Raw genomic sequence first — 23616 nt, 5'->3', positions numbered from 1 at the left:
ATTAACAATTCAACAGGATTAGATTGGAGCGAATCAATTCATGTCACAAACATCGAAACACATCGTCGGGATTTCGGGCAGCTTGCGCAAAGGCTCGCATAACACCCTGCTGCTTCAGCAAGCGCAGAAATTTCTTCCGGAGGAATATCGTTTCACGCTTGCCGATATCTCGCAAATTCCGCTGTACAATCAGGATGACGAGAGCAATCTGCCGGAGGCGGTCAAGCAGTTCGCGGAGCTGTGCCATTCTGCGGACGGCTTTCTGATCAGCACGCCGGAGTATAACCACCAAATCTCGGGCGTACTGAAGAACGCGCTCGATTGGGTGTCCCGCCCGGCCGTTCAAACGCCGCTCGTGCTGAAGCCTATTGCAATCATGGGCTCGACGATGGGCATGGGCGGTACTGCACGCGCTCAAACCAATTTGCGCAATCTGCTGTTCGCCATGAATATGGATCCGGTCAACCGTCCGGAATTCCAGTTGTCCCAAGCTCATCTGAAATTCGATGAGTCCGGCGCACTGACGGATGAGAACCGCTTGAAGATTTTGCAGCAGCTGATCGAGAATCTTGCCGCTAAGGTCGGCCAGCGGTAACAAGCGGACGATGGGTTTGCGCTCGATAGTTTAGATGCGTAAATATGGATACCGGAGTCAACTTGGGGAGGAAGCGGATATCGGGTCCGCAATCCCGCGATAAAAGAGGCTCAAGCAAGGAGTGGCGGCTGCCGTTCCTGCTTGAGCCTCTTTTTGCATATTTACAACTAAATTTCTCCGATAGGAAGCAGGGTGGGCAGGCTGAACCGGTTAATCACCTCTAATATTTCCCTCATTAATCATTTTCCAGGTAATAGTCCGCCGCAGAGAATCATTACGTGATGATTCATGAGACAATAAACGCTTTCGCTCCGGCTGCTATGACCGTGTAGGCCGCATAAGCAAACCATTGTATTGGCAAGGCTGAGAGGTGCGGTTCCAAAAACCTCTATGAAGGCTCGCCAAAAGAGTTCGATCTTTAAAGGAGTTCGGAATCCGTTGACGAAATAGTTCAAGCAATGATTCGGCAGCGATTGATGCCGTTTGTTGAGGAGGGTAATGACTATGGACGAAAAGAATAGGGAGTTTCTCGATTCGATGAGTGAACAAGACAAAGAAGTCGTCGAACAAGTAACGCAAGCGATTAACAATGACGATGCGGAGACTGCAACGCTTCTGTTTCAGACTCATTCATGGTTGGCATCTCTGATCGATGTACCATGCTTTGCTTTCGACAGTCCGGCTATTGTTACGGCAGCTTCAAGGGGAAATCGCGAGATGGTCGATGTATTGCTTGAGCATGGTGCGGACATTAATGCCAAAAGCCAGTGGTGGGCCGGAGGATTTGGAGTGCTGCATCATGACCATCACGATCTTTCGCGTTATCTTATTGACCGCGGTGCTCATGTCGACCCCCATGCTGCCGCTGCATTAGGAATGATCGAGCTGCTGGCGAAGATGGTGGAAGAGGATCCTTCTGTCGTTAATCGACGCGGTCCTGATGGGCAAGTTCCTCTGCACTTTGCCAAAGAACGCGAGATCATCGATTTTCTCCTTGCTCACGGCGCGGACATCGATATGCGCGATATTGACCATAACGGCACACCCGCTCAATGGGCTGTGAATAGTCCGGAGAAATGCAGGTATCTCGTCGAGCGGGGCGCAGAAACGGATATCTTTATGGCATGCATGCTGGACGATGACGACATGGTGCATCGTATTCTGGAGACGGATCCGAATGCTCTTCAAGCTCAAGTCGGCAAAGGAGACTTTACATCCGGCGATTCGGACGGCGGACATATTTACGAGTATACGATCGGCACAGCAGCGCGGCCGTTATTTCTCGCTCAAAGATTGAAACGTCATAAAGTAATGGAAACGATGCTGAAATATAGTTCGACCGAACAAAAATTTTTGCTTGCCTGTTTACAAGCGGATACGGCAACCGCTCATTCCATATTATCGGGACATCCGAATATTGTTGCCTCCCTGCAGCCGCTTGACGAAAGTTTGATTGTTGATGCGGCGGGTGATATTCGCCTTGATGCGGTCCGCGCCATGCTGGAGGTTGGATTCCATGTCGATGCACGACGCAGCGATCGATCGCCTACGGCGCTCCATGCTGCCGCCATCCGCGGGAATCATGAAATCGTAAAATATCTGCTTTCGCAAGGCGCATCCGTAGATGCCAAAAACGAGTTTGGCGGAACGCCATTGGGCAGCTGTATCTGGGGGTCGATGTATATCCAGGATCCTTCCGGGGATTACGCAGCGGTAGCGGAAAGCCTCATCGAGGCCGGAGTGAAATTGCCTGATCAAGCGGTGGGCAGCGGCGACGTGAAGAAGGTACTGACCAAGCACGGAGTACCGGACGGCTCCTCCAATCAGGGGTAGCCAGCTAAGTTGACATTGTATAAACGAGAATGTAAAACACCCTTCGAGTAAGGGGCTGCACATTGTCATCGTCGGAGCAGTAACAAAAAGCAGGCTGAGACTGAAACTATACGGTCTTAGCCTGCTTTTTCTATGAATGCGGGATCGACATTCGACTTTACTGCACGCATGATCCGTCCGTTAAGCATAGCCCGCTGTTTAACCCGTTCGATTGGGCAAAAGAACGGCGATTCTGCAAGCGGTCTAATCCAGCCGCCGATCGGGAAGCTCGCGGCTATTCGTTGTTTCTTCCCATTGCCGGTATTCCTTGCGGGCCCATGTAGGAGGGACGTGATAACGGGACTTGAACTCCCGGCTGAAATGAAAGCTATTCGAGAAGCCTGTCGTCTCCGCGATTTCCGCTACGGGCAGCGAGGTGGAGCAAAGCATGAGAAACGCTTTATTTAGCCGTACGGCCTTAATATATTCCATTGGCGTCTGACCGAACAGATTGCGGAATAACGTGAACAGCGAGGAGCGGGAATACGGGAAGACGAGCAGCAGCCGGCCGATGTCGAGCGGCTCGTGCAGGTGCTGATGAATATAGTCCAGCAGCGGCTGCAGCTCCTTCAGCAGCGCAAGCCGGGAAGCATATTTCTCCTTCGGCGCGGACGATTCGAGCAGCGTGACAAGCAGCCGGTAGGCCAGCTCGTTCTTCTTCGCCCAATAGGCGATGGAGAGGCCGTTCTCCTGCTCCTTGATCTGCTGCATCTGCCGAATGATGTCGCCGTATAGGAGACCGGTCGGCCGGTCGGTTTGTTTGGGGAGCTCGTACAGATCGAACAGATCGATCGTCCCCATATACGTAAAGCGGAAGTGGACGTAACGAAATTTCATGGTGTCCGTTCCGGGTCGGGCTTTGTGGATGATTTCCAAAGGCAGGTTGGCCGGCGCGATAAACGCCTCCCCTTCCGCCGCCGTCCGGGTTCCTTCAGGCGTATGGACGACATAGGAGCCTTCGACGGCTTGGGCAATAATCCCGAAGGGAACCGTCTTCTTATGTACCCATTCGTGCTCGCTGTCCCCATTCCCTACGTCCAAGTGCTCCAGCCTTATCGGCACCTCCAGCAGGTCGCCCCAATTTTGCATGATTACACCCCCGTCATTACTTTACCATGGTCCTGTCCCCGCATCATTACAAAAAATCGCATTTGGATTCTCAGATAGATATTCATACCTGCAATCATGTTCATTGCCCGGCAATTTTGGTACAAAGGAGAGGAAGCCATTTCATGAAGAAAGGAACGGTAGCGTGGAATCGAACAAGGTGAAAAAAGTGGTGTTGATTGCCGGCGAACCGAGTCATGGACCCGGCGCGCACGAGTATGATAAGACGGTGCGGCTGCTCAAGGTGCTGCTCGATCAGTCGATTTATAGCGACCGGCTGCAGGTGCACGCGGTAAGCGGCGGATGGCCGGACAACGATGAGCTGCTGGAGGACGCGGATCTGCTGCTGTTCGTTACGGACGGCAGAGACGGCGAGCTGTATCGGGATGTTCCATTCGTGGCCAATGAACAGCGGATAGCGCTTATGAAGAAGCTGATGGACGGCGGCTGCGGCTTGATTCTGCTGCATTTCTCCACGTTCTTCACGCGGGAGGAGGGCAAGTCCGTCTTAGCGTGGGCTGGCGGCTATTTCGAATGGGAGGACGAGCGGGGCGAGCGGAACTGGTATTCCAGGATTGATATGGGCAGCAGGCTCGATCTGTCTTCCCGGGAGCATCCGATCTGTACGGGAGTAGCGGACACGATCTCTCTGCAGGATGAGGTGTATTTTCACCTTCGGATGATTCCTGACGATCCAAGGCGGATACCGATCTGGACGGTACCGGAGCTTGCGGGCGATCATCCGGAAGCGAACCTGGTAGGCTGGGCGCTGGAGAGGGAGAATGGCGGACGCTCCTTCGTGACGACGGCCGGGCATTCGTATTCGATATGGGAGGACGAAGGCTTCCGAAGGCTGAATCTTCAGGCGCTGCTGTGGGCGGCAGGCTTCGCGATCCCAGTCGGCGGAATCCACAGCCGGTTCTATGCCGATGAGGTCGTCGATCGGGCGTTCGCAGCGATGGGCGGCGATGGCCGGGCGGTCGTAACCGGGCAAACGGTCAGGGCGCTGGTATTGGCGGGCAACGACGAGCACAAGTGGCATAATTGGGAAGAGACGACCCCGCTTATTATGGAAGCGCTTCACGAGAATCCCGCTATAACCGCTGCCCTGACACTGGATGCGGATGCGCTTGGACAATGGGATTTGACCGCATTTGACACGATTGTGCTGAACTATTGCAATTGGAAGGACCCCGCAGGTCTGAGCGAGCAGGCGAAGTCCGCCTTGATCGGTCATATGGAGAGGGGAGGCGGGCTGGTCGCGCTGCACTTCTCCAACGGCGCCTTTCACTTCTCGCTGCCGGAAGCGGGCGGCTCCGATTGGCCGGAATACCGGAAGATGGTCCCGCATGTGTGGAACCATCACGGAGACAGCGGGCATGACAACTACGGCTCGTTCCGGGTGAAGATTGCCGACCGGGAGCATCCGATTATGCGCGGCTTGCCGGATTTCGATGTCCGGGATGAGCTCTACTACCGGCAGGAGGCCAGCGGGCCTGCTGCCGGTGAAGAAAGAAGCGGGAGCGTTCATGTACTGTACGGTGCGGATTCCGTCAACACGGGGCAGCATGAACCGCTGGCGTGGACGGCGCGTTACCGGAATGGCCGCGTGCTGCAGACGCTGCTGGGGCATGACCGGGCGGCCTATGAGGTCTTGGAAGTAAGAGAAATGCTGCGAAGAAGCGTATTATGGACAGCCAACAAACTGTAAGAAGGCGGTGGGGACATTGACAATGAACTACGCGGTCCAAATCAATGGCAATCGTAGGGCGGAGCTCGTGAGTGAAGCGGGGCCGCAGCGGTGCGAGGCCGGGCATGTACGCGGCCAATCGGTATATTCCTTAATCAGTCCCGGCACGGAGCTGATGTCGGGCTTCATGATCGAGCTGCAGAAGCCCAGCCGTACCGGATACGCGACGGTATTCCGCATCGACGAGATGGGCGAAGGCGTAACCGGACTGGAGATTGGGGATCACGTTCTCTGCATGGGACCGCATCAGAGCAGCCAGCATGTCCAGGCGGGAGATGTCGTGAAGCTGCCGGACGGCTTGAGTCCCGATCTGGGGGTGCTGGCCCGGCTGTTGAATGTGAGCATGACCACGCTCATGACGACGGCAGCCAGACCGGGCGAGCTGGTGCTCGTGACCGGCGCCGGACCGGTCGGCTTTCTTGCCGCGCATCTGTTCAAGCGCTGCGGCTATGAAGTGATGATCTGCGATCCGGACGCAAGGCGCCGGGAAGCGGCCCGGGCATCCGGGATCGAGCATGTGTATGCGGAGCCCCCTCTCGACGATCCGGAGTGGAGTGAGCGCCGCGCGGCGCTCGTTCTCGAATGCTCGGGCCATGAAGCGGCGGTGCTGTCCGGGGCCAAGTTCGCCCGCCTCAAAGGCGAGGTCGTGCTGATCGGCGTTCCTTGGAAGCGCCGGACAGAGCTCTTCGCGCAGGAGCTCCTGTCGGTTATTTTTTTCCAGTATGTCGTTGTCCGCAGCGGATGGGAATGGGAAATTCCGCTTCACCCGGGCCATTTTCAGCCGCACAGCATCTTTACCGACCTACATAAAGGGGTAAGGTGGCTGTCCGAAGGACTGACGGACCTATCCGTCTTGACCCGGAAAGTTTCGCCGCGCGATGCCAATCAGGTATATAACGATATCGCCGACGGCAAATACCCGGAGCTGTTCATCCTGTTCGATTGGCAGGGCATCGCAGATACGGAGTAAGAGGCTATGCAGCAGTAAACGGAACAATGGCTGAACAATCCGTTCAGCCATTGTTCTTTATTGTCCCCCGCTGCTCTATCCCGCCGAAACTAACCTCTCCGCAGCTGCTTGCGCCATTCGGCAGGGCTCTGGCCGTAGGTTTGCTTGAACAAACGGCAGAAGTAATGGACGCTCCCGAAGCCGGTTTCGTGCGCGATTTCCTGCACGGGCATGGTGCTGCCCGACAGCAGGCTAACCGCCGCTTTCAGGCGCAAATCCCGCAAAAACTCGAATGGCGTGACCTTCTTTTGCTTCTTAAACATGCGGATGAGATAGGAAGGATTGAGATGGACCAGATCCGCGAGCGCCGCCAGCGTTATTTCTTCCTTGTAGCGCCATTCCATAAAATCGACAAGCTGGTCGACGGTCTGTTCGACGTCACGTCCCGGAGATTGATCCGGATTGCCGGCCGGCAGGGGCGTGCTGTCCAGGCAGTATGCAATCAGCCGGTAAATCTTGCTCACTTCCAGCAGACATACCTGCTCCAGGTCGGGATGCTGGCGGGCTTCACCGGTAAGATGCAGGCGGTAGATCCAGTCGAAGGATTCCAATAAAGCCGCGGCTAGTACGGTTCTGGAAAAAATATCGTTATGGGCCTGGAGTTCATTCCATTTGTCCATCTTCTCCCGGTCGAGCGGGCTTTCGTCGATATCCGTGATTTCGAGGAATCGAAACTTGATCTCTGGCGAGATGCTTTGCAGCTGATGCGGCGTCAGAGGGGGCATCAGGAACATGGCCGGCGCTTCCGCGATGCAAACACGGCCGTTCCAATTGAATCTTGCTTTGCCCGAGACGATATAGAGCATTTCATAGTTGGCGGCATGGACACCCCCGGCCCATAGGTCGTCCGAACGAACCAGGGTGCCGGAACCGCATACCCGAATTTTCAACAGCGTCTCCCCCTTGCGGCCATGAAGTCAATATTGTTCAATCATTATGAATGGAATCCGTTAGAATAGCCTGGAAAATAAAGACCTTATGGCGCCATACTGGAACATCCAGTGCAAAGACGACCGGTCATCCTTATTGTACACTGAATGCAGCGGAAAGAATATCATTCCAAAAACGAGAGGAAGATGACGGTATGAAAGCGCTGCAAATTGTTGGGAAAGAAACCTTCGAAATTATCGACGTTCCACAGCCGGTACCGCAGGATGATCAGGTAACGGTCCGGATCGAAATTGTATCCACCTGTCCCCGCTGGGATATGAGCATGATGGCGGGCAAGGACATGTTCGTTGCGAACCGCGAAGTGGAATATCCGCTCCCGCCCGGATTCCCGGGCCATGAAATGGCCGGAACCGTAACGGCTGTCGGCGCCAATGTCCGTTCCCTTAAGGTCGGCGACCGCGTCGCAGCACTGGAGCATCTGGCCGGCAACGGATCTTACGCAGAATACCTGAACTATCGCGAGGATGAGCTGATCAAGCTGCCGGACAACGTGTCATGGAAGCAAGCCGTTTCGTTCGAGCTGCTCAAATGCGTCATGATCGGACTGCTTCAGTTCGACGACCTGAAGGGCAAGTCGATGCTCGTATCCGGTCTCGGGCCGGCCGGCTTGTTGGCGATACAGGCGGCCAGGCTGCTTGGAGCGAATGTGACGGCCGTCGATATTAACAAGGACCGCATCGCCTATGTGAATAAGCTGGGCATCGGCAATGCGGTACATGCCGAAGAGCTGGGCGATCAACGCTTTGAACTGGGCTATGATTGCGTGGGTGCGTCGGCTTCCGTCCAGTCGCTGCTCGATCGCGTGGATAAGCATCTGATCGTATTCGGGGTACTGAAGGGCGAGGTTCGTTACGGGGAGCATCTATGGTTCCTGGGCACAAGGCTCGAATCGTACCGCTACCGCAAATTCGGCCAAGAGGATCAGGCGCTTCTGCTCGACCTCGTGGCGAATCGCGGGCTGAACACGGAATGTCTGCAGACGCATCACGTTCCTCTTCGCAATTACGCAGAGACCGTCGCCCTTCTCCGGAGACAAGAAGCGATTAAAGTGTACGCGTTTCCTCCGGCCGATTTTTAACTCATCCCTTCATGAATCAGGAGGTTCTCTATGAAAGCGAAAGCCGTCGTGTTTACGGACGTAAGGCAAGTGAGTTATGAAGAAGTCGAGGTGCCCGAGCAAGGACCCGAGGAGGTCACGGTCGAGCTGGAATATTCATGGATCAGCAACGGCACCGAATCCTCCTTCCTGAAGGGGGAGCGCATAACGGGCGAGCAGGTGACCCGCCCTGAGGATATCCTGCCGTTCCCGCAGGTGGCCGGCTATCAGAAGGTCGGCATCGTGCGCAGCGTCGGCGCTCAGGTGCGGGACCTGAAGCCGGGCGACCGGGTATTCGCATCGGTCAGCAGAGTGGACGGGATGGCCTTCGACCACGGCGGTCACGTGAATCCGGCCGTTACGCACCGGAGTCAAGTATGGAAGCTCCCCGAAGGCGCCGACCCGATCGCCTACAGCGGGCTCGTTCTGACGCAGGTAGGCTATAATTGCGGCATGCGTCCGTCGGTCGACGAAGGCGATTTCGCCGTTGTGATCGGCGACGGGATGGTCGGCCAATGGGCAGCCCAGACGCTGGCACATCGCGGCGCGGAGGTGCTGGTGCTTGGCCGCCATGACCGCAGGCTGGCGCTGCTTCCCGAAGGAATCCGCGGGTTCAACGTCCGGAAGCAGCCGCTGCAGGAAGCGATCGGCGCCCGGCGCGACATCGCCGTCGTCGTGGATTCGATCGGCGCCATGGATACGTTCCGCCAATTGATGCCTTCCATGAAGCATAACAGCCATCTCGTATCGGCCGGGTTCCTCGGGACGACGGGCATGGTCGATATTCAGGAGCTGCGGCCGCAGGAAATCACGCTTCATTGCCCGTCCGGCTGGTCGCCAGAGCGCATGGACGGCACGCTGGCGGGGATTCGGGACGGCTGGCTGCAAACGGCGCCGCTGATCACGCATATTCTCCCGGCCAGTCAGGGCGCAGAAGCTTGGCGGTTGATTTTGGAGAAATCGGAATTTTTCTTAGGGATTGTGCTGGATTGGAGAAGCGAGAGCTAGCCGGAAGACGAACCGCCGGTCATCCAGCACTCGAACCGAGCAGCCTGGCAGATACGCGAGAGGTTGCTTGGCGATGCGTCTGATGATGCAAGCAAGGTTAAGTAACGCATCATTCATGCAAAGGATGTTCCTACATGCTGCAGAAAGAGGTGAATATTCATCGATGACAACAAGGAGGCAGACGGCAGAATCGTTCATATTCGTGAAGGAGGAATTGCTGAAGCTGCGGTATTTGCCCCAGCGGAGCGATGCCTTTCAAGTAAGCAGCCATGCGGATGCGCTGCATCCTGACCGGGTTGTGTATACGGAAGGCGCGGATTATACCGTCGACTACGAGAACGGGTGGATCGGCCGGATAGCCGGAAGCCGGATTCCGGATTGGTCGAAGCATGCCTTGTACGGTGTCTCGGATTTCAATCATACGTTATACGAAGACTACAGCAACCGTAATTATACGGTATATGCCGAGTATTCCTACGTGAGCGGGCAAGAAGCGGGAGAGGCTGCGCAGGCAGCCGGCAGCGGCGGTCCTGACATCCTGAAACGAACGGCAAGCAAGCTTCAGGCCGGCGAAGAAGCGCTCTATGTCGTATACGGGGACAGCATCAGCACGGGAGGAGAAGCAAGCGCGGACAAGTTCACCTACTTCCATCGCTTCGCCGAACATCTGAAGCGGCTGTATCCGGGCGGGAGCATCCGAATCGTCAATAAGTCCATCGGCGGCGAGGCAACTGGCGGCGGGGCAGGCCGGGTAGAGGAGGATGTCCTGCCGCTTAAGCCCGACTTAATCACAATCGGTTACGGGATGAACGACCAGAACAAGTATGAGCATGGCAATGGCACTTCGCTGATGGACTTCGAGCGTTATTTGCGCCGCATGATTGAAGCCATCCGCGATCACGCCGGCAGCGATATCGTACTCGTGACCCCCTGCTCGCCGAACCCGTTATGGCGCCATACGAGCGGACAAACCCGCGACTATGCGGCCGTAATCCGGCGGCTCGGCGCAGAATACGGACTAGGCGTTGCGGACGTGTATATGGTATGGGAGCGGGAGCTGGCTGCGGGCAAGACGCCGGAGAGCCTGCTGCTTAACAATATTAATCACCCGAATGATTATGGCCATTATTTGTATTACTTGGCGTTTGCGGAGATGCTCGCAAGCCAGCCCGCTGAACAATAGATATCGAATCCGGGAACCTGCGGCAATGAGCGGGTTCCTGTTCGCTTTCCTGCGAGAGCGAAAGAGGATTCTCAAGGCTTACAGGATCTGGTAGGATGTAACTGCATGAAAGCGATAACCAACCCTGGGGAGGGAACAGGATGAAGATTGATTCTCACCAGCATTATTGGCTGACCTCGCGCACCGACTACGGCTGGCTGCAGCCTTCCGTGAAGCGGCTGTATGCCGATTATATGCCCGATGACCTGAGGCGGCTCCTCAATGCCAACGGAATCGACAAGACGATCATCGTTCAAGCCGCGCCGACCGTTGCCGAAACCGAGTTTATGCTCGGCATCGCGCGGGAGGAAGAGACCGTTGCGGGAGTCGTAGGCTGGGTGGATCTGACCGCCCCCGATTTCGAGCAGGACTGGCAGCGTCTTCGGGAGGAGCCGTATTTTGTCGGAATCCGGCCGATGATTCAAGATTTGCCTTCCGAGTGGATTCTGCAGGATATCGTCGTGGAGCGTCTGCGTATTTTGGCGGACGAGCAGTTTCCTCTCGATCTGCAGGCCAACCTGCGGCACCTGCCTTATCTCGTGCAGCTGCTGGAACAGATACCGCATCTGCGCGCCGTCGTGGATCATCTGGCTAAGCCGGACATTCCGGCCGGTATGCTGGAGCCTTGGGGCACGCAGATGGAGCAGATCGCTTCGTTCCCGAATGTCATGTGCAAGCTGTCCGGCATGGTTCCCGGCACATTGGACGAGCCGTGGACGAACGAAGGGATACGGCCTTTTGCGGAACGCGCGATCGAAGCTTTCGGCCGGAAGCGGGTCATGTTCGGATCGGATTGGCCGGTATGCCTGCTGTCCGCTTCGTACGACCAGACCGTAAGCTTGTTCGAGGCATGCCTGACGGGAGAATGGAGCGAAGAGGAACGGGCCGATGCGTACGGCGGCAATGCAGCCCGGTTTTATCGTTTGAACGTCTAGCGGCACACCTGCTACACCATAAATAACGAAGAAAGAGACCCGAAGAACCTGTCATTCAGGATCCCGGGTCTCTTTCCTATTTTCACTAAGCTTGATCGGGCTGCGAGACGCGTTCTTCGTAACCGGCTTTGGATGGCCAGAAGGCCCGTTTGCCGAAGATCGCTGTCAAGGCAGGGACGAGGAACGGCCTCACGATGAACGTATCGAGCAGAACGCCGATTGCGGTTACGGTGCCGAACTGGACGAGCACTTGAATAGGGAGCGTCGCCAGTACGGAGAAAGTACCGGCCAGAATGAGCCCGGCGGATGTGATGACCGAGCTGGTCTCCGATACGCCCTCTTTGATCGCTTGGGCAAGCGGCATCGCACGGCTCTTCTTCCAGATGCTGGACACCATGAAGATGTTGTAGTCCTCGCCAAGCGCAACGATAAAGACGAAGGAATAGAGCGGTATAAGTCCTTGAATCGCATCCACTCCGAAGCCGTAGTGGAGCAGAACCCAGCCTAAGCCTAGCGCGCTGAAGTACGACAACAGGACGGTTATGATCAAATAGGCCATGGCCGTGACCGAACGCAGATAGACGAGCAGCAGCAGGGCAATCATAACGATAATGACGGGAATGATGACCCGCGCATCCCGGTTTGTCGTCTCGCGGGTATCGTATTGCTCGGCCGTCTGGCCGGCAATCCAAACCTTATCCGCCGCTCCGGAAACGCCGGCCTCTTCAAGGGACTGCTCAGCGGCGCTGCGGATTTCCGGCAGCCGGTCCATGGCGGCCACGGAGTAAGGATTATCCGCCAGCTGCACCTCGTAGCTGAGCAGCGCGGCATCCGTCTCCCCTTCTCGCGCGTCGGATACGACCTTCACGAATGGCAGCGCGGCCAGCTTCTCCTTCACATCGGCGTTCTTGCCCTCGGTCTGCACCAGCACCTGAACCGGCGCCAGCTCGCCCGGGTTAAAGTGGTCCGCGATCAAGGAGAAGCCTTCTCGGGATTGCGTGTCGGCCGGGAAGGACGAGAGGGTATCGAAGGTATATTTCACCTGCGTGGCGAACCCGGCCCCGATGACAAGAACGATCAGGGCAGTGATCGTTATCGTCCACGGCTTCCGCACGACACTGCCGCCCAGACGGTCGCCGAAGGCTGGTTTCGATGTGAATACGGGAGCGGGCTTGCCTTTCTTCTTCGCCCTTTCGGCCTGCATCGCCTTCGTTCTCGGAACGAACGGGTAGAACGACATCCGGCCGAATATACCGAGCAGGGCGGGCACAAGCGTTAAGCTGGCCACCATCATAATGAGAATCGACAAGCTGAACGGAACGGAGAACCGCCGAATGGTGCCGTATTGGGCCAACAGCAGGACGAGCAGCGAGAAGACGACGGTCAGCCCGCTCATCGCGATGGCTCCGGATGAGCCGCTGAACGCCAGCTTGAGGGCGGTCAGCTTGCTGCCTTCCTCCTTCAATTCGCTCCGGAAGCGGGCGATGAGGAACAGGCAGTAGTCGGTACCGGCGCCGAACAATAAGACGGTCATGATGGAGAGACCCTGTGAATCATAGGCGATCCAGCCTTGCTCCGCCATCCAGCCCAGCAGCGGCGTCGTCGCTCCGTAGGCAAAGCCGACGGCGATAAGCGGAATCAAAGCCAGAATCGGCGAACGGTAGATGAGCAAGAGAAAAATGAGGACGAGCAGCACGGTAGCGATAAGCAGCGAAACATCCGCGCTGCTGAACAATCCGCTTGCATCGACGGCAATGCCGACCGGGCCGGTTAACCGGAGCGCGATGTTATTTGCATCCCCCAGCTTGACCTCCGTTGGATTGATTCCGAAGATCGCTTCGGATTTGGAGACAATCGCTTCCAGACCGAGCTTCAGCTCGGAGGATTCGACCGTCTTGTCAAACAGCACCGTCTGAACGAATGTGGTGCCGTCCTCCGACAGCTGCTGCTTGAGTGCGGGAAGAGGCATCTGATCCAGCGGTACGACGAACTGCTGGTGGGGGACGGGGCTTGCGCCAAGCTCCTTCGACAGCTTCTGAATATGGGCGAGATCCTCGTCGGTAATGCCGTTCTGCCGGTACCAGGTCAGCAGGGCGGGGATGCCGGAGCCGGAAGGGAATTGCTCCTCTGCGAGCATCTCGGCCTGGACAGAGGGCTTGCTGGCGTCAAAATTGCTCAAGGTGTTGTCCTTCTGCGAGTTCGCCTGCGGCAGCAGTATATTCAGAAGAGCCGCAAGCACGATCCAGACGGCAAGCGTAACCCACTTTCCTTTGTTTCCGCCTACCGCCTGGGCGAATCTCTCGAATGGTCCTACGGACATATAGAGTCACCTTCCTTGATGATGTATAAGGCAAGAAGTTGCTTATCAAGTGATAAGCTGAGAACAGACGGATACGATTAATCCGCAGATCGCGGATCCGGGCGCTCGTCAGGCGAGGCCAGGCCATACAGGATGATATCGACAAGCGTCTGCGCCTGCTGCTCCAATCCCCGGGCAGCCCTTGTGCCCCGCACGTGATCGGGTACCGGCGGGCGCTGCAGCGATTGGTTGATCAGCCCCATTAATAATCGGGCGGACATGTCTGCATCCATGCCGAATTGCCGCGGATCGCGCAGCCTGCCCTCCTGCTGCCCGGCTTCGAATACGCCGACGATGGGAAGCAGATAGGCTTCCTGCCAGCATTGCAGAATGGCGGCTTGCGAGGGGGCGCTCAGCTCATGCCGAATATCGTGGAACATGGTGTTTAGATCATCGGGATGGCTGGCCATCATGTAGTGGACGATTTGGACGAGCCGGTTCCGAATGTGCTGCTCCCGCTTGATGATCCGCTCCAGCGCCCTTCGCGTCTCGCTGCAGACGGTTTGAAGAACCTCCACATAGAGCGACTCCTTATCGGAGAAATGATGATACAGGGCAGGCTGAGTCAACCCGCAGGCATCGGCAATCTGCCGGGTGGAAACAGCCCGATAGCCCAGCTCCATAAACAGCTTCTTGGCGGTCTTGATGATGCTGGCGCGTGTCTCTTGAGATGCGTTCTTGTTACCCGCCATAGGAATCGCATTTCCCTCCTTATCCGGAATTCATTTCGCCGCATTGACGGCGTCTGTCGTTGTTAATACTTATCGCTTGATAAGAACATACACCTGCGGAAAATGGTTGTCAATGTTTTGTATAAGGTTTGTTTCTCCCTTTTTATAAGGCGGCTCCTAGCGGCTGCCTGGCGGAATTGCGGCTGCCAGCCGTAAAGAGCATGGCCGGCTGGAGGCATCAAAAGACCGGAAATGCCGGCGGCATCGTCGTTGATATAATTCATTAGCTCAGCCGTATCATATCGATGGGGAACGGGTAAAAAGGTAACAGAGGTTCTGGTAAGAAGGGAAGATTCGGACGAATGGAACTGCTGCTGACCGTACTTATTTTTATCGCACTCATTGGATTGTCCAACGTATTGTATCGATTCCTCCCCTTTATCCCGGTTCCGCTCATTCAGATGGCCCTTGGCGCCCTTGTCGCCATCATTCCCCCGGGCATACATCTGGAGCTGGAGCCTGAAGTTTTCTTCATTCTGTTTATCGCGCCGCTTCTGTTCCATGACGGCAAGCGGACGCCCCGGGAAGATCTATGGAATCTGCGGGCGCCTATTTTGCTGATGGCATTGGGGCTTGTCTTTGCGACGGTGCTGGTGGCCGGCTATGCGATCCACTGGATGATTCCGTCCCTATCGCTGCCTGCTTCCTTCGCGCTTGCGGCGATTCTGTCTCCGACCGATGCAGTCGCCGTAGGCGCGATGGCCAAGCGGATTCATCTCCCCAAGCGCGTGCTGCGTCTGTTGGAAGGCGAGGCGCTCATGAATGACGCCTCCGGCCTGGTGGCGTTCAAGTTTGCTCTTGGCGCGGCTATGACGGGATCGTTCTCGCTGTCCAAGGCGGCGGGCAGCTTTGTTCTGATCGCCGTCGGCGGTCTGCTTGTAGGTGCGGTGCTTGCCTTTCTGATTATTCGCTTGAGCTTGTTTCTAAGGCGGCTCGGCATGGAAGACGTAACGACGCACATGCTGCTGCAGCTATTAACGCCGTTTTTTATTTATATCGTTAGCGAAGAGCTCGGACTGTCCGGTATCCTTGCCGTGGTTGCCGGCGGCGTCATCCATGCGATTGAAAGAGACCGTACCGCTTCGCCGCATTTCAAGCTGCAAGTGGTGTCGGCCAGCACATGGACGATCGTTATTTTCGTTCTGAACGGCCTGGTCTTCGTTATTCTGGGCGCGGTTATACCGGGCTTATTCCATACGGTCTTTCGAAGCGCCGCATTCGACAATTTGAAGGTTATCGGATACGTGGTGGCCATTACAGCACTATTAATCCTCATCCGGTTTGTATGGCTGCTGCTGATCTCGCGCGGGTCGACCTTGAAGGCTGCCGTCGTTACGTCCCTGTCCGGCGTACGCGGCGCGGTGACGCTGGTCGGCGCCTTGTCGATCCCGTTCTTTCTCGATAACGGACAGCCGTTTCCGCAGCGGGATTTGATTCTGTTTCTGGCCGGCGGCGTCATCCTGCTGTCGCTTCTTATCGCGAGCATCGTTCTTCCGATTCTGATGAAAGGATCGGAAGAGCCCGAAGATGCTGAGAAAGCGGCTTTCGATGGCATGGTCGGGGCAGGCGTGGAGGTGCTGAGGCGGGCGATGAAAGGCGAACATTCGGCTCATGCCACTGCGATGATCAACAGGTTTCAAGAGCGCACCCGTCGTTTGCAGCGCGCGGATGACGGGAAGCGTGAGAACGGCGTCATGCGCCGGTTAGAGGCGGAGCTCCGCATTGTGGGACTCCGGGCCGAGCGAGAGGAATTGGCTCGTCTGGAGAAGGCGGCGCGATTGTCGCCGGAGCTTGCCGATCAGCTGGGCGATATCGTCGACCGGACCGAATCGCTTCTTGTTGAGCGACTGGACGACAAATTTATAAGCTCTTGGGCAGAAGTGCGCCGCCTGGTATCCAGCTTGTTTGCGGTATCCGTGAACGGCGGCGATGACTCGGCATGTACCGACGGTCTGAGCGTCCTGGAAGCCAAAGCAATGATGGCCGAAGCTGCGATTAGAGCTGTTCAGGCGTCCCGCAACGAGCAGAATCATGCAGCTGCCGACGTCGTTCTTGCTCATTACGGGCTGCTGAAGGCAAGGGTGAACAGCACCGGCGAGGACTGCAAGGAGCGTAAGCGGGATGCTCAGCAGCTGCATAAGTCAGGTATCGGGCAAGACGAGGCGCAGAAGGAACCGTCCGATGAACAAGCTTTGCCGGATGATCGCGAGCTCGATCTCCAGATCCATGCGTTGCAGGGACAGCGCGACTATGTGGAGGAGCTCTACGAGAAGGGCGAAATCAACCGGAAGCTAGCCGCTAAGCTGCGTCGGTTCGTCAATGAGCTGGAGACCGCTATTTTGGAGGAAGGATGATAACGAAAGCGCAGAGCTAAGTTAAATAGGGTACCGAGAGAAGTTTGAATTCCTGTTTGCGGTACCCTATTCGGTATATTCATCCAACAATTTGAACCGTTCGATATGTGACAAGAGCCCTTCGCGCCGCAGGATCTCCAGCTGCTTGGGAGCGAGCAGATCGAAGTGCGGGTAGTCCTGGCGGTGATGGATATAAGCCGGATTAAGCCCATTGTCACGGCACCAGGCTGCCAAGTGATTCAGATCGGAGCAGCCGACCTTGGTAACGGTACGAATGTGGGGGAAGCGGTTGTCCAGCCAATAATGAGTGAGGAAGGCGATCTCTCCGCGGGAGACGGCGGCTTTCCATTCATTCAATTCCTGTCTTGTTATCCCGAGCGCCATATTGCCCCGACCGCCTTTCTCCACCCGCAAGTTTACGCAGATCGAGCTTGCGGGAATATCGAGTGGACCAAATTATAGCCGATCAAGGGTGCGAAATCAATGTCGGAACCAGCAGGATTACATGACTTTTCAGCAAAATCAATACTGGAAAAAAACTAGACAGCCCTTGTATAATAGTGGCGTTACTAGAAGTATGGGCAAAATCGGTTTTATTTGAGAAGACGGGCTATTACGATCCATGAATGCGCTTACGCTTGACCTATCCCAGAACGAGGAGTGAAGGAATGATGGATAATCGTGCAGTCGTCTATGTGGAACCCGGCAAGGTGGAAGTAAGGGATATTTCCTATCCGGATTTGGTGCTTCGGGACGGACCGGGGGTTAACCCGTTGAACGTCGGCCGCAAGTGCGAGCATGGCGTTATTCTGAAGGTGGTCACGACGAACATCTGCGGCAGCGACCAGCATATGGTGAGAGGCCGCACGACCGCTCCGAGCGGACTTGTATTAGGGCATGAGATCACGGGCGAAGTCATTGAAGTCGGGCGGGACGTGGAGTTCATTAAGAAGGGGGACCTCGTTTCGGTTCCGTTCAATATTGCCTGCGGGCGCTGCCGGAATTGCAAGGAGCGCAACACGCATGTGTGCGATAACGTAAACCCGGACAGACCCGGCTCGGCATATGGCTATGTCGATATGGGCGGATGGGTCGGCGGTCAATCGGAATATGTCATGGTGCCGTACGCGGATTTCCAGCTGTTGAAGTTTCCGGATAAAGAACAGGCGATGGAGAAAATTCTCGATCTGACGATGCTTTCGGACATCTTCCCGACCGGTTATCACGGTGCAGTCAGCGCAGGCGTGAAGCCGGGCTCTACCGTCTATATCGCCGGCGCCGGCCCGGTCGGCTTGGCGGCGGCGCATTCCGCTCAGCTATTGGGCGCATCCGTCGTCATCGTAGGCGACTTGAATGCCGAACGGCTGATGCAGGCGCGCAGCTTCGGCTGCGAGACCGTCAATTTGCGGGAGCATCCGAACCTGGGCGAGCAGATCGAACAGATTATCGGCGAGCCTGAGGTTGATTGCGCCGTGGATTGCGTCGGTTTCGAAGCGCACGGCCACGGTCATGCGCATGGCGAAGCGCCGGCTACGGTCTTGAATACGATTATGCAGGTCACTCGGGCAGGCGGACGCCTGGGTATTCCCGGTCTATACGTAACGGGCGACCCTGGGGCCGTCGACGAGGATGCCAAGATCGGCACGCTCAAAATCCGTTTCGGCCTCGGGTGGGCGAAATCCCACACATTCGTAACGGGCCAAACGCCGGTCATGCAGTATCACCGCAACCTGATGCAGGCCATTCTTAGCGGCAAAGCCCAAATCGCCAAAGCGGTCAACGCGACGAAAATTTCGCTGGCAGAGGCCCCTGCCGCCTATACGGCATTCGATAAAGGCGCCTCCAAGAAGTTCGTCATCGACCCGCACGGCTTGGTCAAGAACTGATCTCCAGCCGCTTGCGCAGACGAAATAAGGATAGGATTGGATTTTTCATTTACCCAAATATAGGGTTGACAACGGTTTGTCCCGCGTGATAACTTACGAAGTATCATATTGCAAATCAGAACGGAAAGGGAGTGACTCAGACATGTTTAATGCGAATATTCGTCAGATTGCCGTGAACCATAGTCAATTGAACGTACAACTGCATACATGTCGTGGCCTCCTTGACGATCGATCCGGCGATATTTTTGTCGTATAGGTATCATTCGCAGCTATAATCAGGGCGCAGGTCACGGACTCTCGTGACGTGCGCTTTTTTTAATATATAAAGCAGGGCCAAAGCACACCGTCTCTAGCGCGGTGTGCTTTGTTTTTTTGCAAGATCAGGGAGGTTAAGCATGATATCAACATTGTTCTGGTCTTGTTCAGGGGAGAAACTTACTTCGCCGCGGCGGACGGAGGAAGCCGTTTCTTCTTGCTAAATTTTGGAGTGAGAGGAGAGATCAAACCATATGATTGCTGTATTGCATAAACTGGGTTGGTTTTTCAAGCTGGAGAAAAAGAGATATATTACAGCGATCGCATTGCTGATCATCTGCGGGATCCTTGAGGTGTTCCCGCCCATGATGGTGGGAAGCGCGATCGATTCCATTCAATTGGGAACCTTGACTTGGGAGAGTATGACCACCACGCTTGTGATGTTAGTCATTCTAACCATATTGACCTACGCGATATCATATATTTGGCAGTATAAATTGTTCGGGGCGGCATTCGTCGTCGAGAAAATGATGCGTTCAAAGCTCATGCGGCAGTTTCTGCGCATGACGCCGACCTTCTATGAGCGGAACCGGACGGGAGACCTGATGGCGCGGGCAACGAATGACCTGCAGGCGCTCTCCATGACAGCCGGCTTCGGGCTGCTGACCTTCATCGATTCAACGCTCTGGATGGCCACGCTCCTTGTGACCATGTCGGTCTTCGTTTCCTGGAAGCTTACGCTTGTCGCGATTCTGCCGCTTCCGTTCATGGCCATTCTGGTTTCCATCTTCGGTACCAAGATCCATAGCCGGTTCTCCGATGCGCAGGATGCGTTCGGTGCGATGAACGACGGCGTTCTTGAGACGATTTCCGGTACGAGGGTAACCCGGGCCTATGTGCAGGAGAGGGCTTCGGAGAAGCGCTTCGCGGAAGTGACCGACGATGTGCTGCGCAAAAATATTGCCGTCGTCCGGATCGATGCTTTGTTCGAGCCGACGGTCAAAATCTTTGTCGGCGCAAGCTATCTGATCGGTTTGGGCTATGGGGCCAATCTGGTTTATCACAACGAGCTGACGATCGGTGGCCTTGTCGCCTTCAACGTCTATCTCGGCATGCTGATCTGGCCGATGTTCGCCATCGGCGAGATGATCAATATTATGCAGCGGGGCAATGCTTCGTTGGACCGCGTCATCGAAACGCTCGGGGCGAAATCCGATGTTCCGGATCCGGTGGATACGAAACCTGTCTCGGCTGCAGGACAGATCGAGTTTCGCAACGTAACGTTCCGTTATCCGTCTTCAACGGTCGATAATTTATCCGGCGTCACCTTCACATTGCAGCAAGGCCAGACACTGGGCATCGTTGGACGGACCGGCAGCGGCAAGACGACGCTGATCAAGCAGCTGCTTCGGGAATATCCGCTGGGCCAAGGCCAGATTGCCATTGCAAGCACGCCGATTGACCGGATCGATATGGATCGGTTGAAATCCTGGTACGGCTATGTGCCGCAGGAGCAGTTCCTCTTCTCGCGGACGGTGAAGAACAATATTCTATTCGGCCGCGATGGAGCGGACGAAGCCGAATTGGAACGCGCGATATCGGCATCGGCGTTCAAGAAAGACTTAACCTTCCTGCCGAGCGGGATGTCGACCCTGGTCGGAGAGAAAGGCGTTGCGTTGTCGGGCGGTCAGAAGCAGCGGGTGTCCATCGCAAGGGCGCTCATCGCGGATCCCGATATACTGCTGCTTGACGATGCGATGTCCGCCGTCGATGCGCGGACGGAAGCGGAGATCATCGCGAACATCCGGAGCGAACGCGCCGGCAAGACGACATTGATTACGACACATCGTCTGTCCGCCGTCCAGCATGCCGACTGGATTCTCGTATTAGATGAAGGAAAAGTAATCGAGCAAGGGACGCATGAAGCGCTAATGCGGCAAGGCGGCTGGTATAGCGAGCAATATGTAAGACAGCAGATTGAAGCGGCGAACGAATAGAGGTGAAGGCACGTGAGCAAGGACAAAGAAAAGGATTTGGAATTGGAACTAGAGCTGGCGCAGGGGGATCCGGATCAGGATCTGCCGCCGGCGGATACGAAGCGGACCGTTAAGCGGCTTATCCGGTATGCGATGCGGGTTAAAGGACCGCTGTTGATTGCATTATTAATGCTGACAGTCGCCGTTGCGACAGATTTGGCGGGGCCGCTGGTGGCGAAGCGTCTGATCGACGTGCACATCACGGGCATTGAGCAGCCTTGGTACGGCACGGATGCCGGGGACCGGTATGCGGCGGATTATCAGGGCAGCTCCTACAAGCGGGCTGACCATTTCGAAGAAGGCGAAGCCCGCGGCCAAGAAGCCAGGGTGATTCAGGTGAGCAAGGATTATTATTTCATCCCGTCCTCGATTGCGTTCGACGGGGTGCGGACGGTTGACGGCAATGGCGTGCTTACGATTACGAAGGGGACGGAATCCGCCTCCTATGAAGCCGCCAAGCTGAGCAAGGGCGAGCTGTATAACTTCTTCCGGCCGGAGATTGGCGGACTGCTGCAGCTCTGCTGGTTCTATTTTGGCCTAGTCGTGCTGTCGGCTATCTTCTCATATGGGCAGCGTTATTATTTGCAAGCATCGGCCAACCGGATTATCCGGAACATGCGCAACGAGGTATTCGGGCATATCAACCGGTTGCCGGTACGTTACTTCGACAACCTGCCTGCCGGCAAGATCGTGTCACGCATTACGAACGATACCGAGTCGATCCGCGAGCTGTATGTGACCGTGCTGGCCAACTTTTTTACAGGTACGATCTATATGGCGGGTATCTTTACGGCGCTGTTCATTCTCGATGTGAAGCTCGCTGCAATATGTCTGTTCATTATCCCGGCAATGGTTCTCTGGGTTATCCTGTACGGCAAAGTCGCCAAGCGGTATAACCGGATTATCCGTTCGACGTTAAGTGAAATTAACGGCCGCATTAATGAGACGATTCAAGGGATGGCGGTCATCCGCGCATTCCGCAAAGAAAAGAAGATGGAGCAGGAGTTCGAGAACTATAATGACGAGAACTTCAAATATAAGAATAAGCTGCTCAGTCTGAATGCCTGGACCGGGCACAATCTGGTCAACGTGATCCGGAACGTGGCCTATGTCGCGCTGATCTACTACTTCGGCGGCGGATCGCTGGCCGGTCCGGAGGCGGTCGTGTCGCTCGGCGTGCTGTATGCTTTCGTCGATTACTTGAACCGGTTGTTCCAACCGATCGTTAATATCGTGAACCAGCTGCCGAATCTGGAAACGGCGCTCGTATCGGCGGAGCGGGTATTCGTTCTGCTGGATGAGCAGGGCGAGGACGTATCCGATGAGCATATGGAGCGGTATAAGGGCAACGTGGCATTCGAGGATGTCTGGTTTGCTTATAAGGAAGGCGAGAATGTACTCAAAGGCATTTCGTTCGAGGCCAAGCAAGGTCAGACCGTTGCGCTGATCGGTCATACGGGCTCGGGAAAAAGCTCCATCATCAATCTGTTATTCCGGTTCTATGACGTAGACAGCGGACGCGTGACCATCGATGGCGTAGACATTCGCACGATGCCGCGCCAAACGATGCGGGAGCATATGGGGATCGTGCTGCAGGACCCGTTCCTGTTCACGGGAACGATCGCTTCCAACATATCGATGGACGATCCGGCGATCACCCGCGAGCGCGTGGAGAAGGCGCTCCAGGATGTCGGAGCCGACAGGGTGCTGAAGAATCTGCCGAAGGGGATCGACGAACCGGTCATCGAGAAGGGCAGTACGCTGTCGGCCGGACAGCGTCAGCTGATCTCCTTCGCCCGGGCGCTCGCCTTCGATCCGGCCATTCTTATTCTGGATGAGGCGACCTCCAATATCGATACCGAGACCGAGGCGATGATTCAGAACGCGCTTGAGATCGTGAAGAAAGGCAGGACGACGTTCGTGATCGCCCACCGGCTGTCGACGATCAAGAACGCGGACCTGATTCTGGTGCTCGACCGCGGCGAAGTCGTGGAACGCGGCAACCATGATACGCTGATCGCGAAGGGCGGCAAGTATTATCAGATGTATCAGCTGCAGCAGGGCGAATCGGCGGCTGCTCCTTCCGATGCGTCCGACAAGCCGATGGCCGCGCCGACCGGCGCATATTCGGTATAAGCTCGCTCTAAGTTAACGTTGACGGACTTATGAAACTTATTTATTCGTTATAGGAAGCGTATGGATACTGTGATATTACAGATGTCCATACGCTTTTTTTATTTGGTTGGAGCGCTCCTGCCGGGGGAGCGGCGGCGGGTCAGGCCCGCCAGAGCTTATGCGGCTGTTACGCCGAAAAAGGGCGTTACAGCAGGCCACCCCGCAGCGGCACGGAGCTGAAAGTTCCTTTCAGCCGTAACAGCCCCTCCGGCCGACCGCTCCTCCCTCTTTTCTCAGCCGCAACGGTAAAAACTTTCACGATAGCTCTTTTAAAA

General features: G+C 56.0%; 17 protein-coding genes. 12 read left to right on the top strand and 5 right to left on the bottom strand.

All coding sequences use genetic code 11. From position 1 onward, the window contains the following. The first annotated feature begins 40 nt into the window (after window positions 1-40). Complete coding sequence (locus L1F29_RS30260) at window positions 41-595, top strand: NADPH-dependent FMN reductase (protein WP_258385720.1); 555 nt, start codon at window positions 41-43, stop codon at window positions 593-595. A gap of 504 nt (window positions 596-1099) precedes the next feature. Beyond that, the gene (locus L1F29_RS30255; RefSeq protein WP_258385719.1) at window positions 1100-2428 is read left to right on the top strand and encodes an ankyrin repeat domain-containing protein; all 1329 of its coding nucleotides are present in this window, start codon (window positions 1100-1102) and stop codon (window positions 2426-2428) included. Window positions 2429-2671: 243 nt separating this feature from the next. Here the strand turns inward: L1F29_RS30255 and L1F29_RS30250 are convergent, their stop codons facing one another. After that, a complete protein-coding gene (locus L1F29_RS30250; protein ID WP_258385718.1) occupies window positions 2672-3556 on the bottom strand; it encodes a helix-turn-helix transcriptional regulator in 885 nt (294 codons plus the stop codon). A gap of 163 nt (window positions 3557-3719) precedes the next feature. Here L1F29_RS30250 and L1F29_RS30245 point away from each other — a divergent pair, with 163 nt between their 5' ends. Both L1F29_RS30245 and L1F29_RS30240 read left to right on the top strand, forming a co-directional pair. Continuing rightward, window positions 3720-5285 carry a ThuA domain-containing protein gene (locus tag L1F29_RS30245; protein ID WP_258385717.1) on the top strand — a complete coding sequence of 522 codons (1566 nt, stop codon included), beginning with the start codon at window positions 3720-3722 and terminating at the stop codon, window positions 5283-5285. A gap of 22 nt (window positions 5286-5307) precedes the next feature. Next, the gene (locus L1F29_RS30240) at window positions 5308-6294 is read left to right on the top strand and encodes a zinc-binding dehydrogenase (protein WP_258389858.1); all 987 of its coding nucleotides are present in this window, start codon (window positions 5308-5310) and stop codon (window positions 6292-6294) included. A gap of 89 nt (window positions 6295-6383) precedes the next feature. Here L1F29_RS30240 and L1F29_RS30235 read toward each other — a convergent pair whose 3' ends face one another. Beyond that, entirely contained in the window at window positions 6384-7223 is an 840-nt protein-coding gene (locus tag L1F29_RS30235) for a helix-turn-helix domain-containing protein (RefSeq protein ID WP_258385716.1), read from the bottom strand. A 194-nt stretch (window positions 7224-7417) separates the two neighbouring features. Between L1F29_RS30235 and L1F29_RS30230 the strand changes: the two genes are divergently transcribed. The 4 genes from L1F29_RS30230 (at window position 7418) to L1F29_RS30215 (ending at window position 11545) form a co-directional block, all read left to right on the top strand. Continuing rightward, window positions 7418-8362: a zinc-dependent alcohol dehydrogenase gene (locus L1F29_RS30230; RefSeq protein WP_258385715.1), complete on the top strand. Its 945-nt coding sequence runs from the start codon at window positions 7418-7420 to the stop codon at window positions 8360-8362. Between the two features lie 30 nt (window positions 8363-8392). Next, complete coding sequence (locus L1F29_RS30225; RefSeq protein WP_258385714.1) at window positions 8393-9388, top strand: alcohol dehydrogenase catalytic domain-containing protein; 996 nt, start codon at window positions 8393-8395, stop codon at window positions 9386-9388. 163 nt (window positions 9389-9551) lie between these two features. Beyond that, window positions 9552-10571: an SGNH/GDSL hydrolase family protein gene (locus L1F29_RS30220; RefSeq protein WP_258385713.1), complete on the top strand. Its 1020-nt coding sequence runs from the start codon at window positions 9552-9554 to the stop codon at window positions 10569-10571. Window positions 10572-10711: 140 nt separating this feature from the next. Beyond that, a complete protein-coding gene (locus L1F29_RS30215) occupies window positions 10712-11545 on the top strand; it encodes an amidohydrolase family protein (RefSeq protein ID WP_258385712.1) in 834 nt (277 codons plus the stop codon). A gap of 85 nt (window positions 11546-11630) precedes the next feature. Here the strand turns inward: L1F29_RS30215 and L1F29_RS30210 are convergent, their stop codons facing one another. Next, window positions 11631-13865: an MMPL family transporter gene (locus L1F29_RS30210; protein WP_258385711.1), complete on the bottom strand. Its 2235-nt coding sequence runs from the start codon at window positions 13863-13865 to the stop codon at window positions 11631-11633. 77 nt (window positions 13866-13942) lie between these two features. Then, window positions 13943-14596, bottom strand: a complete 654-nt coding sequence (locus L1F29_RS30205; protein ID WP_258385710.1) for a TetR/AcrR family transcriptional regulator — start codon at window positions 14594-14596, stop codon at window positions 13943-13945. 341 nt (window positions 14597-14937) lie between these two features. Between L1F29_RS30205 and L1F29_RS30200 the strand changes: the two genes are divergently transcribed. Then, complete coding sequence (locus L1F29_RS30200) at window positions 14938-16989, top strand: Na+/H+ antiporter (RefSeq protein WP_258385709.1); 2052 nt, start codon at window positions 14938-14940, stop codon at window positions 16987-16989. 66 nt (window positions 16990-17055) lie between these two features. On the opposite strand, the gene L1F29_RS30195 is transcribed toward L1F29_RS30200, so the two are convergent. Further along, window positions 17056-17373, bottom strand: coding sequence for a hypothetical protein (locus L1F29_RS30195; protein WP_258385708.1), 318 nt, complete (start codon window positions 17371-17373; stop codon window positions 17056-17058). Between the two features lie 284 nt (window positions 17374-17657). Here L1F29_RS30195 and fdhA point away from each other — a divergent pair, with 284 nt between their 5' ends. From fdhA to L1F29_RS30180, 3 genes are all read left to right on the top strand, one after another. Continuing rightward, entirely contained in the window at window positions 17658-18875 is a 1218-nt protein-coding gene (fdhA, locus tag L1F29_RS30190; RefSeq protein WP_258385707.1) for a formaldehyde dehydrogenase, glutathione-independent, read from the top strand. 509 nt (window positions 18876-19384) lie between these two features. Then, window positions 19385-21127, top strand: coding sequence for an ABC transporter ATP-binding protein (locus tag L1F29_RS30185; RefSeq protein WP_258385706.1), 1743 nt, complete (start codon window positions 19385-19387; stop codon window positions 21125-21127). A gap of 132 nt (window positions 21128-21259) precedes the next feature. Then, complete coding sequence (locus L1F29_RS30180) at window positions 21260-23302, top strand: ABC transporter ATP-binding protein (RefSeq protein ID WP_258389857.1); 2043 nt, start codon at window positions 21260-21262, stop codon at window positions 23300-23302. Window positions 23303-23616 lie beyond the last annotated feature (314 nt).

Source organism: Paenibacillus spongiae, assembly GCF_024734895.1.
Taxonomy (GTDB): domain Bacteria; phylum Bacillota; class Bacilli; order Paenibacillales; family Paenibacillaceae; genus Paenibacillus_Z; species Paenibacillus_Z spongiae.
This window is presented reverse-complemented; position numbering and strand designations above follow the sequence as displayed.